We start from the raw sequence: 17,897 nt of genomic DNA, 5'->3' as shown, positions 1-17,897 counted from the left end.
GCCAACGAATCACAGCGATCGTCGCCAACCGTGATGTGTGTGCGATGCTCAAGCAACGGCTCCGCCATCGACAGGCAGCGAGACCCCGACTACGAAGCTGGCAGCGTCGGAGCACAACCATGCAATACATTCCGCGACTTCTTCCGGACGGCCAATGCGGCCGAGCGGATTCATCGTGCGCGCCAGGTCCGGCAGACCATCGCCAAATTTCTGATCGACGAACGGCGTGTGTATCAGCCCGGGACATACCGCATTGATCCGTATGCCGTGCGGTGCGTAATCGATGGCGGCTGAGCGGGTGAGGCCGAGCACGCCGTGCTTGCTGGCCGTGTAAATAGCCAACCGTGGCTTACCGACCAGCCCGGTACGCGATGAAACATTCACGATTGCGCCGCGGCCAGCGTCGAGCATCGCACGGATTTGATGCTGCATCGACAGCCACACGCCGCGCAGGTTGACGGCCATCAGGCGCTCCCATTGCTCGCCTGATGCACCGATCAGATCGACAGGCGTCTCGGACAGGCCTGCGTTGTTGATCGCACAATCGATCCGTCCATACTCCAGCAAGGTCCGGCCGACCAGCGCTTGCACCGACGACGCGCATCCGACGTCGGCTTCCACGAACAACGCCTGGCCATACTCATGTCTCAGACGTGCGGCCAGTTCCTCTCCGTCGTCACGGCAGCGATCCGCGATGACGACCCGCGCACCTTCACGCGCAAGCAGTTCGGCCGTCGCCCTGCCAATGCCGGAGGCGCCACCTGTAACCAGTGCCACCTTGTCGGAAAAGCACAGTGGACCGCGCGTGTCAGATAGTGCAAACGGGTTAGTTGAGAGTATCGTCACGCACACCGCTCCGCGAAAATGACAGAATGAAATAGCAGCCCGAAGTGCTACGTCACATCGCTACCACGTGACAGGCAAAGATTCGAGCCGATAGACCTGCGAGGTTCCGTTGTACGTGAGCGATTCGACAGGCACCGCCAGACGTAGATCGGGTAGCCGCTTGAACAGCGTGCTGAAGATCGCGTGTAGTTCCAGACGCGCTAGCGGCTGGCCCAGACACTGGTGAATTCCGTAGGCGAAAGCCATGTGCTCCTGCGGCTTTCTATGAATATTGAAAGTGTCCGGTTCAGGAAATACTTCGGGATCGCGATTGGCTGCAAGAATCAGCGGATAGACGCCTTCTCCCGCCCGAATGAGTTGATCGCCGATCATCACGTCTGCCGTCGCGACTCTCGCTGAATTGAGGTGAGCGATCGTGTGAAAGCGCAACATTTCCTCCACCGCACCCGATAACAACGAAGGGTCAGCCTCCAGTTCGGCGCGCTGCGACGGGTTCATCAGCATCGACAAGGTGCCAAGACCTATCTGGCTGCTAGTGGTGCCATGCCCTGCCGAATACAGCAGCGAAGCGATCCGAACCACCTCTTCGCGCGACGCATGCCCCGGACGAATCTGCTCGACGACCAGGCGGCTCAACATATCGTTGCCGTCGCCAGGATTCTCTTCCTTGCGAGCGATGATCTCGCCTAGATGGACTTCCATATTCCGCACGGCCTCTTGCACGACCTCAGGCGATGCAGTGTGATCGTTGCGCGTGCTGCTCCAGGTGCCGAGTTTCGTGTGGTCTTCATACGGCACGCCGAGCAGCGCGGAAATCACCATGGATGGCAGAGGTTGAGAAAAGTGAGTAACGAAGTCGAGCGGCGGACCGTGTTCGATCATCTTGTCGATCAGTTCGTCGATCAGCTTGCGCACCATAGGTCGAAGATCGCTCATGCGCTTTTGCATGAAATCTTTCGTTAGCATGCGGCGGAACCGCGCGTGATCGGGGTCGTCCATGTTGATGAACGCCTGACGTGAGCGTGCTTGCACCGCCCGCGCCGCCGACACTGAAGGATAGCCCTCACGGAATGGATCGACGCTGAATTGCGGATTTCCGAGAATCGCACGTACATCATCCCAACGGGTTGCAATCCAGGCTTCCGAGCCATCCCACAGGCGTACTTTCGCGAGCGGTTGTTCCTCACGAAGCTGCGCATACTCCGACGGCGGACGCAGCGGACAGCCCGTACGCTGAAAAGGAAAATCGCGTTCGGCGCGTGCCTCGATGAGTTCGTTTGATTCATGTTGCACAGATATCTCCTTCTCGAAGACGACCTGATTGGATTGGTATCGCAGTGCGTTAGATCATGCGCTCGCACGGCGCTTGCCACAGAAGCACGCAAGCGCCGTGTGTCCGTCTTTTTCATTCGATGCTGACACTACTCGTCTGAGGTGCGGCTCCGGCAGGCAGATCGAGGGCTGCCCGGCCTTTTTCGGCTCTCGAACGGGATTGACTGACATGGAATGCAAGGAAAGCGGACACCAGAAAAAATGCCGACATCACATAGAGGCCCGTTCGGCTGGTGCCCGTCAGGTCGTGTGACACACCCAGAATCCACGGACCAACAAGGCCTGCTGTGCTTGCGAAAGAGTTGATGAAGGCGATGGCAATCGCCGCGCGCGCGCCGCTGAACGACATGGCGGGTATCGTCCAGAACAACGGGACAGCGGCCTGAACGCCCGCTGCGCTGAAACAGATTCCGAGCAACGCAACGACAGGCGACTCGGCTCTCGCCGTGACGCACAGGCCGATGGCGGAGATCAGCAAGGTTATCAACAGGTGCCATTTGCGATCGCCTGTTTTGCGGGACGTCCAGGCTGCTAGTGCAATGCCGAAGATGGCAGCGAGCCACGGAATTGCCGCAATGAAACCCGCATCGACGGGGCCGACGTGAAAGCGCTCCTGTACGATCTTCGGCAGGAAATAGGTGACCGCCCAGAATCCGATGATAATTGAGAACTCCAGGGCGATAAAAAGCCACGTCAGTGAATCGAAAATCACCGCCTTAAGTTCTTTCAGATCGGCTTTCGAATGCCCGGCGTCCGGCTCAAGTCTGGAAGCCAGATAGTCACGTTCCTCTTGCGTGAGCCACTTTGCCTTGTCCGGATTGTCGGGAAGAATAAAGAGCACCAGAATGCCCATCAACACGGCAGGTATGCCTTCCAGCGCGAATGCCCAACGCCACCCAGCGATGCCTCCTACACCATCCATCAAAAGCAGGCCCGCCGTCACCACGGAGCCTAACGCGAGCGAGACGGGCACACTCAATTCCAGTGTCAGATAAGCCTGACCCAGCAGATGGCGTGGATACCAGAATGTCAGATAAAACAGCACGCCAGGAAAAAATCCCGCTTCAGCGACGCCGAGCAGAAAGCGCAGCGTATAGAGCATCGGTACGCTGTGAGTGGCCGCGAGCAGACACGTGACGATGCCCCAACTGATCATGATCCTCGCTATCCAGAGCCTTGCGCCGAAGCGGACGATCGCCATGTTGGATGGCACCTCGAACACGAGGTAGCCGAGAAAGAAAATGCCGGCGGCAAAGCCAAATGCGGACGCGCTAAGGTGCAATTCTTTAGACAGAGGCGAGAACAGGACGCCAAGGTTCGCGCGGTCGATATAGTTGATAAAGAAACAGAGAATCAGGATCGGGATAATTCGAAGCGTGACTTTTAAAAACAGCTTCCGCTCGATGGCGCTATGCGTGTCGTGCTGTGCGACGGGATCGTATTGCATTGTCTCCTCACCATTATGAATAATCGGGCACGGTCGTTGATTCGAAGCTCTCGAGAACTTGCGCCTTCATGCACCGCTGCCGCTTCTAAGAGGGCATCCGGTAAAACAGCAGACATACGATCCATCCAGTGACACATCAACCCATCAATCGCAAAACGCGGACGCGACAATTCCCCTGAACTGCAAAGCTTGCTTCGCGGTTCATTCGCGTCGAGGGCTTTGTTGAGATCACGCGCTCATCACGCGCGGACACATGTGGCCGAATGCCGTGCATTCACGCTGGCACGCCGCTTTGTCTGGATTCGTTCTGTCTGTCAGTAGCTTATGTGTCGATCTTCGACGCTACCAATACGATTTTCCGATCCACTTAGACGAAAAAATTCGTATTGAAGCGCGAGGCACGTTGTATGTGCGGCGCGCGTTCGTGTTGGTGGGTGATGGGCGTGGCGCGGCGGGTTATCGCGCCGGGTGTCGTTACCAGGCGTTCATGCAGGGACGCGAGCGCTGCGGAGGGAATACTTGCCACGAGCCGTCCCGGTGGCGAAAGAACAGCATGGACAGCGTGCGCGACGGTCTGCAAACCTCGACGCGCACGCAACGGTGCGGACCAGCTTCGTCGCGGGTCAATCGCATGATCCGCGCGGGAGCAGCGTGATCGGGGGCCAGCCACTTGTCGACTAACCCGTGAAGCGTCGTTGACCTGCCGTTCATTACTGACTCCTCGACCGTCGTTTACTTGGTCCTCTGACCAAATAGTAGTGGTCACTTGACCAATAAACAAGGAACCGATTGGTAGGTGTTTACGCTTAAACATCAACATGTATGCGCATATTCGCCGAGCGTTCGTGGGTACATGATGTATAAAGAAATAGATAGTTGGTCAAACGACTTACTGTTTCCTGGTCAACCTGCCTACTACAAGCCAGTCTCTTCCGAAGATTCAACGCGCCAATGAAAAATCTGACGATTGCCCTGACCGACGTTACCGGCCCCGATACAAAAGGCGGCCAGCGGGGACGCCGCGAAACCCGCGTGCCGGAGATACTTGAAGCGGCCATCCGCGTGTTCGCATCCGAAGGTAATGGCGGCTTTACCCAACGCGGCGTCGCTTCGGCTGCGAACATTCGCCTTGCCACCTTGCAGCATTACTTTGGAAGCCGCGATTCCTTACTCAAGGCCACGATCGAGGAACTGGCGCAACGCTATCTGAGCCGCTTTCACGAACTGGCGGAAGACAACCGCCTATCGCCTGAAGCGCGGCTGCATGCGTTGCTCGATGAAACGTTCAATGCGCTCACGCGTTCGGAGAATCTGATCAGTCCGTTCGCACTCGAGTGTTGGTGTTTAGCGGAACACCACGATGCCGTGCGCGACTTGATGGAAGAAGTTAGCGAGAAGTTTCAGGCGCTCTTCAGTGTGCTCGTCGCGCAGATCAATCCCGAACTGCCAAACGACGAATGCCGTATTCGAGGCGCACTGATTTATTCGCACTGGCAGGGGTTGATTGTTTTCATGCGTCGATCGGGCCGAAACGCGCCAGATGCGGCCGCGTTTCGCCGAGCAACGGAAATACTGTGGAATGCACTTGGGAAGGTTCCTTCGTAATTTGGGCGCTGCGATCTGTCCGAGGCGGGGACGATCGCGATGCCACGCCCCGCCGAAACGCGATCGATGACACCATCCGTTGAACTCGCCTGAAAACGTACGCCCGGATCAAACCGGGCTTCATTGCAGAAGTTCACGGTAACGCCGAAATGGTTTGACCAGCAAGGAAGCGTCGGAGTAAAAACACTCAGACCCGCATCGCCACGTCCGCAGCATTCGCTTACACGTGGAGTGAGCGTTCGGTTTGCGTCGAATACGCACTCTCTCGATCGGAGGTACGACGGCCATGATCCTTTACTACACGTTGGGCGGTGGCAAGCGGCTCTGCGACATCGTCTTCGCCGGCAGCCACGACGCGGGCATCACGGGCGGCGACGCCAACGTCCAGACCCAGGACCTCGACATCTTCGCGCAGGCCAAGGCCGGCGTGCGGCTGTTCGACCTGCGGATCGCGGGAACCAAGAATTCGACCAAGTCCTCCGCGCCGGTGACGCTGAAGGCCTTCCATGCCGACCCGAAGCTGACGCACCTGAAGGAAAAGAAGAACAAGGCCGTCTTCGACCTGGGCGGCAGGCAGACTGACGTCACCACCACCAAGCTGCCGCTGGACGGCGCGTTCGGCATGCGGCTCGTGGACATGCTGCAACAGGCGAGGGATTTCGTGAAATACAACACCAGCGAATTCCTGCTCCTGAAGTTCGACAAATGCACGAACTGGGCCATCATCGCGGAGATCTGCGTGCGCGAACTCGGCGCCGCTCTCTACACGGGCACGGGCAGCCTCAACGAGAAGACGCTCGACCAGCTGAAGAAGCGCGTCGTCGTGCTGTTCACTCCGAAGGGCATCGACGAAGTCGCCGGCCAAGGCTACCTTTCGACGACCGGGATCTGGGGTTGCAAGCGCCTCGAGGACGGCACCGGCTACAGCAGCGGCTACGACGGGCTGCAATTCGTCGGCAAGGGCGGCACGAACGCCCTCAACGGCGACAGCGACATCGGCAAGATCGCGTCCAACATCGAGAAGCAAAGTGGGCTGATGAAGATCGGCGCCCGCAATTCCGCCCCCGAGGTGATGGGGATGATGTACTGGACGACCACCGGCCTGAAGCGAAGCATCCGGGAGCGCAACTCGACCATGTGGGGGCCGGACAACCGTCCGACCGCGCTCACCGAGCTGTGGATGGCCGGCTTTGGCGAGGCGATCGAATCGCGACTGCCGACCTACGTCTCGTCGACCGACTACACGAACGGTGTCGCGCTGAAGGTCTTCATGCCCAACATCGTCATGGTCGATTTCGCCGACATCGACAAGGGCAAGTTCATCTTCGAATTGAACACGAAGGCGACCACGGAGCTCACTCAGACCGCACGCAAGATCGAGCAGGCGCGCAAGCTGGCTCAGGGCCAGGGCGGCGGCCGGCGCCAGCAGCGGCCCGGTCTGTTCTGAGTTCCACCGAACCTGGAGTGTGGAGACCGGCAACTTCGCGTTCAATTGCTTTCCCAAGACTGGCCGGCCACAGCGCCGCGAACTCCGGCAGTGTCCGTCGGGCTTTGCGACGCTTGCGCTCGGAGAGAGCGTGCCGTCCTGAGCAGCTGCTGGCGGCTCGGCGAGCCCAATTGTCTACGTAGCGATCGTCGCAGGCGAGCGCCTTATCGAGGACAAGGGTGAACTGACCAACTGGCGACGCGCCTCTGTCTGACGGTCGTGTAATCGATGGCAGCCGCGGTGGCAACAGTACAGGTTGACACGCAATTACGTCCGGCTCTGTGTGTATCGCCACGCAGAGCCGGACGTCTTGCGCTGATGCCCATACCCATCCACGCTACGCAGCCTGACGTTCAATGACGCGTGCTCGAACGCTGGGATTCAAGGATCTCGGCAAGCACGGCCGCGACCGTTTTCGACGCTAGCGTCGTTCTCACGGTTTCGTGAATCGAATCGTAGACGTGGCTCAACGTCGCGCCGATACCCCGCCCGACAGGGCAAGCCTGGCTCGGCTGCGTCGGATGCAACCCGAACTGGCTGCCCTCTTCGAGCGCATCGAACACGTCGAGCAACGAGATCTTTTCAGCGGGCCTGGCGAGTCGCCATCCCGCATTGATGCCGCGATAGCTTTGCACAAGCCCAGCTTTAGACAGGACGCCGAGCGTGCGTCGGATCACAACGGGATTGGTCTTCACGCTCGCGGCGATCCGCTCGGAGGTGACGGGGTCATCAGGATGATCGCGTGCGACGAGCGCCATCCAGGCCAGAATGTGGGTTGCCACCGTAAGACGGCTATTGGCGCTCATATCACAACCTAATCATCTATTCAAATATAACTATATTAGTTACAGCTGAACCTGTCAAATTGCCATCGGACCACATCCCCTTCCCGTTGCCGACAGCGGACAATAGTACGTCATGCTCAATTCAGCTTAAATTTGAGTATTTATAACACAAAAACACGGCTTTTCTAACACAAACTACCATCAGCGCCGCCCACATACAAAGGAACATCGGTCTATTGCGAAATTTGAATCTTGTCGGTACGATTCGACTTGACTACGATGTAACAACATTAGTTATATCAAGACGGATTGTAATGCGCGGATATGTGATGACAGTTGCCAGCCAACCGCGCATTGCCACCTCTCATTGAATATCCAGACGAGGCTCACGCAATGTCCACACTCTTCTATCCGATCCAGATCGGCGCACTGAAACTGCCGAATCGCATCATCATGGCGCCGCTTACCCGCATGCGGGCATTCGACGAACGCGCGCCCGGTCCACTCAACGCGCAGCATTACGCGCTGCGCGCGAGCGCTGGGCTGATCATCACTGAAGCCACGTCTGTGACACAGCAGGGCGTTGGCTATCCGAACACACCGGGCATCTGGAGCGAGAAGCAGGTCGAAGGATGGAAGAAGGTCACCTCGACGGTTCACGCCGAAGGCGGCCTGATTGTGTCGCAACTGTGGCACGTCGGTCGCGTCTCCGACCCGGTCTACCATAACGGGCAAGCGCCCGTCGCTCCGAGCGCGATCGCCCCGGAAGGCCACGTGACGCGAATTCGTCCAATGCGCGCCTACTCGGTGCCGCGCGCCTTGGAGACGGATGAGATTCCGGGCATCGTCGAAGATTTCCGGCGTGGCGCAGAGAACGCGAAGCGTGCTGGTTTCGATGGCGTCGAGTTGCACGCGGCGAATGGCTATCTCTTTGATCAGTTCCTTCATGACGGCTCGAACGAACGGACGGATCGCTATGGCGGCTCGATTGAAAACCGCGCCCGCTTCCTTCTCGAGGCCGTCGACGCGCTGCTCACCGTGTGGCCCGCCAATCGGGTCGGTGTGCATCTGAACCTGATGTCGAGTTCGTATTCGATGCACGACTCGAATCCGCGCGCGCTGTTCCGCTATGTCGCCGAGCAACTGAACGCACGCCACATCGCGTTCATCTTTGCGCGCGAGTCGCTGGATCGTGGCGATCAGCGCATCGGGCGTGACGTGCGGCGCGTCTTCAATGGCGCATATATTCTCAATGAAGGACTGACGAAGGAAAGCGCGGAGCAGGCTATTCAACGCGGAGAAGGTGACGCTGCGGCGTTTGGACGTCCCTTTGTCGCCAATCCCGATCTGGTGGAACGATTCCGACGCGGCGCGGCGCTGAATGCCATCAACCCGGAAACGATCTATACAGACGACGAAGCGGGCTATAACGACTACCCGTTGCTCGGTGAAATCGCTGAAGCCGCAGGCGGATAGAAGTCCGCGGAACAAGAGTACCTACTGGAATGCGCAAAGGGGCGGCGAAGCAAGCGACTCCCGCCGAATATCGACGGCAGTCCCTGGCTGCAGGTTCTCCCGATCAGGACGCCCCCGCTCACTTGACCGAACGCTCTCTTTCATTGCAAAGGAAGCGGAAGTCATCCAGTGGCAAAAATGGTGAAGCGGGAACTCGTTAGTCGCGCATGTGCGGTTACGAGGTGACGCACCACACATGCAGCGACCATGCTATAGCGTTGACGTCACGCCCCCGTCGACATACAGAATGTGTCCATTCACGAAGTTCGAAGCGTTGCTCGCGAGGAACACCGCTGCACCGACCAGATCCTCGACATCGCCCCAGCGGCGTGACGGCGTGCGGCCAATCAGCCAGCTGCTGAACACTTCATCTTTGACCAGCGCTTCGGTCAACTCGGTCTTGAAGTAGCCGGGACCGAGACCGTTCACCTGAATGCCGTATTGCCCCCAGTCAATCGCCATGCCTTTCGTCAGCATCTTCACGGCACCCTTGCTGGCGGTATAGGCGGCGATGCTGGGACGGCCCAGTTCGCTTTGCACCGAGCAGATGTTGATGATCTTGCCGCGCTTACGCTCGATCATGTGACGGGCAACCGCCTGTCCGACCAGGAACACGCTTTCGACGTTGGTTTTCATCAGTTCGTCCCATTGTCCGTGCGAGAACTGTTCGAGCGGTGCGCGGCGCTGCATGCCGGCGTTGTTGACGAGGATGTCGATCGCGCCCACCTCCTGCTCGATGCGCGCGATGGCCGTGGTGACCTCGTCCGGCGAAGTCACATCGAAACTCGCTGCGTGAACCGTAGCGCCTTCGTCGCGCAAGCGCGCGACAGCTTCGGCGAGGCGCTTTTCGTTGCGCGCATTCAGCACGATTTCGGCGCCCGCGTTTGCCAGGCCCTTCGCAAGGGCAAAGCCGATGCCCGTGCTCGAACCCGTGACCAATGCACGGCGTCCAGTGAGATTGAACATCTCCAGATTGCTTTTCAACTTCACTCCTTTTTGATTCGATGCGCTTTGTTGCGTCATGCGCGTGTGCCGATCCATTCGATCGCTTTGTCCAGGTTGTGCTCGATTGCCTGCTCAGCAGACAGACAGAGCACGTTCGTCTCGCCTTCGGGAGATTCCAATGCCGCGAACTGGTCCTCGACTAGCGAGGCCGGAAATTCATGTTCCCGTCGTTGCGACACGCGCGCGACAGCGGCCGGCAGTGCGATCTCCAGGAACACGAACCTCAGGTTGTCGACGCCGCTGCGCAGGCGCGCACGGTAGCTACGCTTCAGCGCTGAGCAGGACAGCACCGCCGTGCCCGAGTGCCCACCCATGCGCGTTGACAACAGATCCAGCCAGGGCTCGCGGTCGCGGTCGCACAACGCGATCCCGCGACGCATCTTGTCGCGGCTTGTCTCCAGGTGATGATCGTCTCCTTCGATAAAGCTGCCGTTCAACGCCTGAGCGAGCCGCAGCGCAAGCGTCGATTTGCCCGAACCCGACACGCCCATCACCACCACTTTATGTGCCACTTTACGATTCACCCGATCAGGACACCGGCGTGAACTTGAGCTGGCTGATGGGCGTAACCTTCTCGGTGCGCGTAAGTCCGTACGGCGTCTTCGGTCCGAGCCACTTGTCGAAGATGCCCGTCATCTCGCCGCTCTGCTCCATTGCGCCGAGCGCCTTGTTGACGGCTGCCAGCATCGCCGGCTCGTTCTGCCGCAGGCCCACGGCGATCGGCTCGATCAGCATCGGCTCCGACGCGATGGCCACCGCGCCGTCGGTGCCTTCCACCTGCTTCGCGATCTTCGTGGCCGTCATCTGATTGGTGACGAAGCCCTTTACCTTGTTCTGCTCCAGCGCCAGAAAGGCCGAGCTCGTGTCGTGGAAGGTCACGGCCTGACCGCCCTTGATCGACAGAGGAATCGATTGCGCCGAAGTCGAGCCATCGGCTGCACTGATCTTCTGACCCGTGAAGTCGACCAGCTTCTTGCTGGCATCGGCCTTCTTCACGACCAGTACTTCTTTGGTCGAATAGTACGAGTCGCTGAATTCGATCTGTGTCGAACGCGTCTTCGTATAGGCCAGATTCGCGACGACGATATCGACACGCCCCAGCTTCAGTTGAGGAATGCGCGCTTCGACCGCCAGCGGTTCAAGCTTCGCCTTCACGCCCATATGCTTCGCAACGGCATTGCAGAGATCGACATCCATGCCTTCCAGTTGGCGCGTTTGAGCATTCGGATACGAGAACGGCTCGACGTTCGAGTACACGCCACAGGTCAGCTCACCACGACCTTTGACGTCGGAAAGCTGATCGGCGTGAGCGGGAAGCATCCACGCGACTGCGCCCAGCGCCATCAAGATTCCGGCATATATCTTCTTTACCTGCATTGCGAAACTCCTCAAGTTTATGTAGTGCGATCAAAGCCGGGGAATCGGGCCATCGGGCGCCGTTCAATCCGTTTTTTAACAACGTCCAGCGCTAATGCGTGCGAAGGTCCGACAGGAATCGCTGCGCACGCGCATGCTGCGGATGCAAGAAGAACTCGTGCGGCGGCGCCGTTTCGAGAATCTTGCCCGCGTCCATGAACCACACGCGGTCCGCCACCTCACGCGCGAAGCCCATCTCGTGCGTGACGCACATCATCGTCATGCCCTCTTGCGCGAGGCTTTTCATCACGTTCAGCACTTCACCCACCATTTCCGGGTCGAGCGCGCTGGTGGGCTCGTCGAACAGCATCGCGGGCGGGTCCATCGCCAGCGCCCGTGCAATCGCCACGCGCTGCTGCTGCCCGCCCGACAACTGCGCGGGGTACGCACCCGCCTTGTTCGACAGGCCGACGCGCGACAGCAGTTCATTGGCCTTGCGTTCCGCGTCGGTCCGCTTGAGCCCGTTGACGCGCATCGGCGACAGCGTGATGTTGTCGAGTACGGACAGATGCGGAAACAGGTTGAACTGCTGGAACACGAAGCCGATACGGCTGCGATAGGCGTTCAGTCCGAGCTTCTTGTCGTGAATGTCCTGGCCGTCGAAGTAAATCTGCCCACGGTTGATTTCCTCGAGCCGGTTGACGGTGCGAATCAGCGTCGACTTGCCCGATCCCGACGGGCCGCACACGACGACCACCTCGCCTTTGCGTACTTCGGCATTGACATCGACGAGCGCGTGATACTCGCCATACCATTTGTTGACGCCAGAGAATTTGATCATGCGACTTACCTCGAATGAAATGAGCGCCTAGTTCCTGGTAGGCATTGGGTCAGCCAGCGCGACCGCGCTCGCCTTCCTGTTCGCTGCGGAACCACCGGCCCGCTTGCGGGTTACGCGTCGCTCGAGGAACTGCGCGAACTGCGTCAACGCGTAGCACAGCACGAAATAGCTCAGCGCGAGAATCAGATAGACGGGAAACGGTTTGGTCAGCAGGCGGTTGTTGATCTGATCGGCGGCGAACGAAATTTCCTGCACATTGATGATGTAACCGAGCGAAGTTTCCTTGATGGTCGACACGAACTGCGTGACCATGCTCGGTACGACGTTGTACAGCGCCTGCGGCAGGATGACGGCGCGCATCGTCTTCAGGTAGCTCAAGCCCAGCGCACGCGATGCTTCCGTCTGCCCGCGCGGCAAACCCTCGATACCCGCACGAATGATCTCGCCAAGGTAAGCGGAGTCATAGACGACCAGCGCGCACAACATCGTGACGAAGCCGGTGACGGGATAACCTGTCAGAACCGGCACGAGGAAGTACACCCAGAAGATCACCATCAGCAGCGGCACGCCGCGTACCGCATAGACGAGCCCCGTGGCGGGCGCACGCAGCACGGCGAATGGGCTAATGCGGGCCAGCGCAACCAGAATGCCGAGCGGAAATGCGATGACGAGAGCCGACAGCGAAAGCAGAATGGTCAGCACGATGCCGCCGAGCGGACCATGCGGATACTGCCCGATCAGCAGAAGCGTCCAGTTGTCGCGCAGGATTTCGAACATGATCACTTGACTCCTGGAATACGGAAGTGCGTCGCGATCCGTGCGCCGCAAAGCATGATGACGAGCGAGATCCCGAGGTAGACCACAGTGGCGACGAAATACGATTCGAACGAGAGGAAGGTTTCGTTCTCGACCTGGCGCGTCACGTACGTGAGTTCCGCTGCGCCGATCGCCATTGCGAGACTCGTGTTCTTGAACAGCAACACCGTGTGGTTGATCATCGGCGGCATTGCCTTGCGCAGCGCTTGAGGCAGCACGACATGGCGCATCGCGGTGAGGAAGTTCAGGCCCAGTGCGCGCGATGCCTCGAACTGCCCATGCGGAATCGAACGCAGCCCGCTGCGGATATCCTCTGACAGATACGCTGCACTGCACAGGCCAATCGCGATCACGGCGAAGATGAACTGGCCGTTATATTCGTTCAGCAGTGTCTGAACCTCTTGCGGCAGGATGTTCGAGATACCGAAGTACCAGAACAGGATCTGCACCAGCATCGGCACGTTGCGGTGATAGGCGACGAAGCTTGCAACGAACGCCGTCGCAGGACGGAAGTGGGTCATGCGAATCAGCGTCAGCAGAATGCCCACGATCATCGAAAACACCCACGCCAGCGCAGCCATCGCAAGCGTCAATTCGATGCCATGGAGAAACAGCGCCCCATAATCGCCTTGCAGCACAGTGGCGAGGTCAAAATGAAGTTTCATGTTGCACGTCCCTAAAAATCAGAGGCAGGTATCACCCGTTCCGTATCGACCTGTCAGTCCCGTATCGGCCACGCTAAACATCCGCCGAGGCCGTCGATAACCGCAGTGGTTGAATCGATACTAGCTCGCAAAAAAAGGCCCTTGCAGATGCCTTTCCTCTGGGGCGATAAGTTTCGGGAATGATGCGCTGCGAGGGCTTGTGGCGGGGCTTCGAGCGAAGTCGTGCATGGCTTTGTCTCCGGTGTGGGCGGCTCTGTGGACGCCTCATCGTTCAACGTTTCAGGTGTGCGCCCGCGACGGCGGCGCACACCCGTTTTCAGTGGCGGACACGCGCCTGTCGGCGACGCGTCGCATGGGCCGGGATCAACGCACTTCGAGCAGGCCCGACAACACCTGCGGATTCAACGGCGTCGGCGGCTTGCCTGCGGCGGGACCATGGCCCAACGCGGCAATCAGGTTGTCCACGCATAGCGATGCCATTGCCCGCCGCGTCGATACCGATGCACTGCCGATATGCGGCGTCAGCACGACGTTCTTCTGCGCCAGCAGCGCCGGATGCACGGACGGCTCGCCTTCGAACACGTCGAGTCCCGCGGCCGCGATGCTGCCTTCCTTGAGCGCGAGCGCAAGCGCCGCATCGTCCACCACGCCGCCACGTGCGATGTTGGTCAGCGTCGCCGACGACTTCATCTGCTTGAGTTCGGTCGCGCCGATTGCATGATGAGAGCTTGCCGAATACGGCACGACCACGATCAGATGATCGGACTCGCGCAACAACGTGTCCTTGTCGACATAATGCGCACGGCAGCTTTGCTCGACGTCTGCGGCCAGCTGTGAACGGTTGTGATAGATCACCCGCATGCCGAAGCCGAGCGCGCCGCGCCGCGCAATCGCCTGCCCGATGCGCCCCATGCCGAGAATGCCGAGCGTCGAGCCATGCACGTCACCGCCAACGAACATGTCGTAGCGTCCCGTTTTGGTCCACAGGCCGCCGCGCAGATAGTGCTCGGACTCGGCGATGCGACGCGCGGTGGCCATCATCAGCGCGAAGCCGAAGTCGGCCGTGGTTTCGGTGAGCACGTCCGGCGTGTTGGTGACGATCACGCCGCGCGCCGTACACGCGTCCACGTCGATATTGTTGTAGCCAACGCCGATGTTGCACACGGCCTTGAGTTGCGGACACGCATCGAGAAGCGTCGCGTCGATTCGGTCGCTACCCGCCGTCATTGCGCCGACTTTGCCTTGCAGCCGTTCGATCAGTTCGGGTTGCGACCAGATCGTGTCGTTCGGATTGTCGGAAACATCGAACTCCGCGCGCAGGCGATCGACGATGTCGGGGAACGACGCGCGGGTCACGAGTACCGGTACACGCATGGAAATACTCCTTCTAGATACGGTTTTGATTGAAAGCGGCCTTGCGTGCGGCTAGCCGAAGGCGCCCACTTCATGGGTCACCGCCATCGATATTTCACGGATGCAGTCATACATCCGCGACATCGGCGCAAACACTTCGGCGTGCTCGCGTGCATAGGCGCGCGTGGCCCGGGGTGCGGGCGCTTCGGCGAAGTCCAGCGACATCGATTCATCCGCGTGCTCGGGGAAGATCCCGGCGAGCGTGCGCATCACAGCGGGGATGTCGAGGCCGATGACGTCGTGGTGCAGCCCGTCTGATGTCACGCCAGGCCGCGCAGCGAACACGGGAATGCGTGTCGCGAACAGCCAGATACGCTGGATCAGCGCGAGCCGCAACGCGTGCAGCAAGGTCTCGCGATGGCTCATCCGGGCGCGATCCGGCCACGTGGTGCGGAGCGCGAGATCGTCGGCCAGTGCGCGGCGGAACATCGCCTGCAAAGCGGCAGACGCACTCATGCGATCGAGCGTCGCGGCCACGCCGAGCAATGCGTCGCGGTCGGCCTCACGGGTGGCGTGCAACGCGCGATCGAGCCACATGCCAGGGTCCAGTGTCGATACGACGGCCCGCAGCACCTCGATATCCGAATGCGCAAGCGCTTTTTCCGCGAAGTCGAGCGCGCGCCGGAAGCGCCGGCTGTGCGCGCGCAACTGGGCGAACGTCTCCGGCTGGCGCGCAGCCGCCGCGCCCACTCCGTACAGCGTGTTGGCGAACCAGCCCAGTTGCTGAAGAATCGCGTTGTTTGGAATCGCCCGCAGTTCGCGCGGATGACTCACACGGCTGCGCGCCGCCGCGCCGTCGACCTGGCGCGCGGCAGGCCGCGAACCCGTGCGGTCCAGCAGCGCCGGCCCGAACGCGCCGAGCATCGCCGTATAGCCTGCGTCGTCGACCAGTTCCGTCATCGTCGCGCGGATCGAGCCGAAGAAGTCGGCCGCGAAGTCGGGGTCGGCGTAGATGGGATCATCGACGGGACCGACAGGCCGATGGAACGCGTGCTCCGCGAGCCGCGCCACCGTGGCGTGGGCCAGTTCGCGCGTGCCGAACAGCAGATAGCCGTCGCCGCCCTGGAATGCGCTCTCTTCACGCACGGGGAGCCCAGCATCGTTGAGCGCGTGGCGCGACGCCGTAGGCGACAGATACTTGAGCCGGTCCGCGAGCGAACCCGGATGCGCGCCGCGCCCGATGCTTTCGCCATGCGTATCGAACAGCACGACTTCGACACCGTCGATGCCATGCCGCGCGAGGGTCTGCGCAATCTTCAGCCGCAGACGCTCGATCAGAAAGCTCGCCGCGAGTTGCCCGACATAGCGCCCCGAGTCCGAATAGCCGAACTGCAGCGCGATGCGTCCATGCAGTTGCAGATAGGCGCGGTAGTGCGGACTGTTGAGCGCCTCGTCGAGCACATGCGCGCCGTGTTCGAGCGCGTCTTCCGTTTCGAAGAGCGGACTGATCTCGATGTGCCGTTCGACGCCAAAGAGCTTCGCCAGCCACAACGCGCACAGCAGCGAATAACCGCTCTCGGTCTCGGCGATCAGAAAGCGCACGGGTGTCGAGCTGTCGATATGCTTCACCAGCTGCGCGACTGTCATCATCATGCGCACGGCCGTTGCCTGCTCCACCAGCAGCGCGCCGAAGTCGACGGGCACGGGCGTCAGGTCGTTTAGCGCGGCATTGATGGCTGCCAGCATCGCGCGGCGCCGCACGGGTGCATCGAGTGGATCGGTGATGTTCAGGCGATGACGCGCCGCGTTGTGCAGTTGCGTCGCGTTGAGCCGCACATGCGTATGCGCAAGCGCAAGCCCGTGTGCAGCGAGGCCGGCACGCGCGACGCACAGCGCCAGCGTCTCATGCGCGGGCGCGCGGGCAATCGCTTCGTCGAACAGACCCAGCAGCGGCGCAGACGAAACACAGGCTGCGTCGCGGCTTTTCACGAGCACCTGCGCGAAGAACGAGACGGCCAACGGGTCCGCGCTGTCTGGACACGCGGCGAGCTGGCTGTCGACGGCGGCAATGGCCGCGTCGACCCTTGCCGCCAGCGGCTGCGCACACACGATCGCTTCCACCTGTGCGTGGAGTCGCGCGAGTTGCAGACGCTTGATGCGCAGTCGCAGCCGCAACGTATCCCACCAGCCGATATCCGTTCTGCCGTCCGTGTCGTAGCCGACCCACGTCGATACGACGAGCGGCTTCGGCACCAGCGTCGTCCAGCGCTCGCGATACCTTTCGCGTGCGGCTTCGAGCAGCGCTGCGTTAAAGCGGTCCAGCGCGTCGCGCGCATTGGCGATGGCTATCGCTGCCTGTTCGAATTCGTCTATCAGGGTGATCGTGCCCGGACGATGCGACGCATAGTGCTCACGTGTCGCGCCGCACGCGTGTTCCGCGAGATGGCGTCCAACATCCGGCGGCAACGCAAAGGTCGGATGACCCGTAAACACCGCCGCATAGCGCGTACGTTCCAGTTGCGCACGCAACGCGTCCCAGTCTTGTGGCTGCGCATGCACGACATTGCGCGCGACCTCGGCGAACGCGCGATCGTTCGCGCCCATCTCGACCCCGCCGACATAGCGGGCGATCCGCGCAGCACGATCGGAGAACGCATGGTCGCGCAGATGGCAGATCAGCGCGCGCGTGTCGTCATCGTCCAGCTCACCGGACTCCATCTGCCGCATCAGTTCGAAGGCGATGGTGAGCACGGGATTGCCGAACGGATCGCCGCCCGTCCTTGCGCGTGTACGTTCGACGAGCGCCAGCAACCGGTCCGCCAGCGCAGCAGATTGAGCAGCCATG

The 17,897-nt window shown here is 60.4% G+C and carries 16 protein-coding genes; 4 read left to right on the top strand and 12 right to left on the bottom strand.

All coding sequences use genetic code 11. From position 1 onward, the window contains the following. Positions 1-48 precede the first annotated feature (48 nt). From C2L65_RS33050 to C2L65_RS33040, 3 genes are all read right to left on the bottom strand, one after another. On the bottom strand, positions 49-846 hold the full coding sequence (locus C2L65_RS33050) for a glucose 1-dehydrogenase (protein WP_081920835.1): 798 nt from the start codon (positions 844-846) through the stop codon (positions 49-51). Between the two features lie 60 nt (positions 847-906). Next, complete coding sequence (locus tag C2L65_RS33045) at positions 907-2,139, bottom strand: cytochrome P450 (RefSeq protein ID WP_042305986.1); 1,233 nt, start codon at positions 2,137-2,139, stop codon at positions 907-909. Between the two features lie 112 nt (positions 2,140-2,251). After that, complete coding sequence (locus C2L65_RS33040; protein WP_042305987.1) at positions 2,252-3,625, bottom strand: MFS transporter; 1,374 nt, start codon at positions 3,623-3,625, stop codon at positions 2,252-2,254. Between the two features lie 253 nt (positions 3,626-3,878). Between C2L65_RS33040 and C2L65_RS47220 the strand changes: the two genes are divergently transcribed. The 3 genes from C2L65_RS47220 to C2L65_RS33025 all read left to right on the top strand — a co-directional run bounded on the left by C2L65_RS47220 (position 3,879) and on the right by C2L65_RS33025 (position 6,677). After that, the gene (locus tag C2L65_RS47220) at positions 3,879-4,280 is read left to right on the top strand and encodes a hypothetical protein (RefSeq protein WP_156132266.1); all 402 of its coding nucleotides are present in this window, start codon (positions 3,879-3,881) and stop codon (positions 4,278-4,280) included. Between the two features lie 296 nt (positions 4,281-4,576). Then, on the top strand, positions 4,577-5,230 hold the full coding sequence (locus C2L65_RS33030) for a TetR/AcrR family transcriptional regulator (protein WP_042305988.1): 654 nt from the start codon (positions 4,577-4,579) through the stop codon (positions 5,228-5,230). Positions 5,231-5,516: 286 nt separating this feature from the next. After that, entirely contained in the window at positions 5,517-6,677 is a 1,161-nt protein-coding gene (locus C2L65_RS33025) for a PI-PLC domain-containing protein (RefSeq protein WP_042305989.1), read from the top strand. Positions 6,678-7,069: 392 nt separating this feature from the next. Here the strand turns inward: C2L65_RS33025 and C2L65_RS33020 are convergent, their stop codons facing one another. Next, positions 7,070-7,522 carry an Rrf2 family transcriptional regulator gene (locus tag C2L65_RS33020; RefSeq protein ID WP_042305990.1) on the bottom strand — a complete coding sequence of 151 codons (453 nt, stop codon included), beginning with the start codon at positions 7,520-7,522 and terminating at the stop codon, positions 7,070-7,072. A gap of 372 nt (positions 7,523-7,894) precedes the next feature. Between C2L65_RS33020 and C2L65_RS33015 the strand changes: the two genes are divergently transcribed. Beyond that, positions 7,895-8,977: an alkene reductase gene (locus C2L65_RS33015; RefSeq protein ID WP_042305991.1), complete on the top strand. Its 1,083-nt coding sequence runs from the start codon at positions 7,895-7,897 to the stop codon at positions 8,975-8,977. Between the two features lie 249 nt (positions 8,978-9,226). Here C2L65_RS33015 and C2L65_RS33005 read toward each other — a convergent pair whose 3' ends face one another. The 8 genes from C2L65_RS33005 to C2L65_RS32970 all read right to left on the bottom strand — a co-directional run bounded on the left by C2L65_RS33005 (position 9,227) and on the right by C2L65_RS32970 (position 17,896). Then, on the bottom strand, positions 9,227-9,982 hold the full coding sequence (locus C2L65_RS33005) for a glucose 1-dehydrogenase (RefSeq protein WP_174485043.1): 756 nt from the start codon (positions 9,980-9,982) through the stop codon (positions 9,227-9,229). 53 nt (positions 9,983-10,035) lie between these two features. Then, on the bottom strand, positions 10,036-10,533 hold the full coding sequence (locus tag C2L65_RS33000; protein ID WP_233446703.1) for a gluconokinase: 498 nt from the start codon (positions 10,531-10,533) through the stop codon (positions 10,036-10,038). Between the two features lie 16 nt (positions 10,534-10,549). Further along, positions 10,550-11,365, bottom strand: a complete 816-nt coding sequence (locus tag C2L65_RS32995) for a transporter substrate-binding domain-containing protein (RefSeq protein WP_233446702.1) — start codon at positions 11,363-11,365, stop codon at positions 10,550-10,552. A 124-nt stretch (positions 11,366-11,489) separates the two neighbouring features. Beyond that, positions 11,490-12,218: an amino acid ABC transporter ATP-binding protein gene (locus tag C2L65_RS32990; protein WP_042305994.1), complete on the bottom strand. Its 729-nt coding sequence runs from the start codon at positions 12,216-12,218 to the stop codon at positions 11,490-11,492. A gap of 27 nt (positions 12,219-12,245) precedes the next feature. After that, a complete protein-coding gene (locus C2L65_RS32985; RefSeq protein WP_042305995.1) occupies positions 12,246-12,995 on the bottom strand; it encodes an amino acid ABC transporter permease in 750 nt (249 codons plus the stop codon). Positions 12,996-12,997: 2 nt separating this feature from the next. Beyond that, on the bottom strand, positions 12,998-13,699 hold the full coding sequence (locus C2L65_RS32980) for an amino acid ABC transporter permease (protein ID WP_042305996.1): 702 nt from the start codon (positions 13,697-13,699) through the stop codon (positions 12,998-13,000). Between the two features lie 363 nt (positions 13,700-14,062). Next, positions 14,063-15,073 carry a 2-hydroxyacid dehydrogenase gene (locus tag C2L65_RS32975; RefSeq protein WP_042305997.1) on the bottom strand — a complete coding sequence of 337 codons (1,011 nt, stop codon included), beginning with the start codon at positions 15,071-15,073 and terminating at the stop codon, positions 14,063-14,065. Positions 15,074-15,124: 51 nt separating this feature from the next. Further along, the gene (locus tag C2L65_RS32970) at positions 15,125-17,896 is read right to left on the bottom strand and encodes a phosphoenolpyruvate carboxylase (RefSeq protein WP_052426845.1); all 2,772 of its coding nucleotides are present in this window, start codon (positions 17,894-17,896) and stop codon (positions 15,125-15,127) included. Position 17,897 lies beyond the last annotated feature (1 nt).

This window comes from Paraburkholderia terrae (genome assembly GCF_002902925.1).
Taxonomy (GTDB): Bacteria; Pseudomonadota; Gammaproteobacteria; order Burkholderiales; family Burkholderiaceae; genus Paraburkholderia; species Paraburkholderia terrae.
The sequence above is the reverse complement of the archived record's forward strand: the minus strand, read 5'-3'. Positions and strand labels throughout refer to the sequence as shown.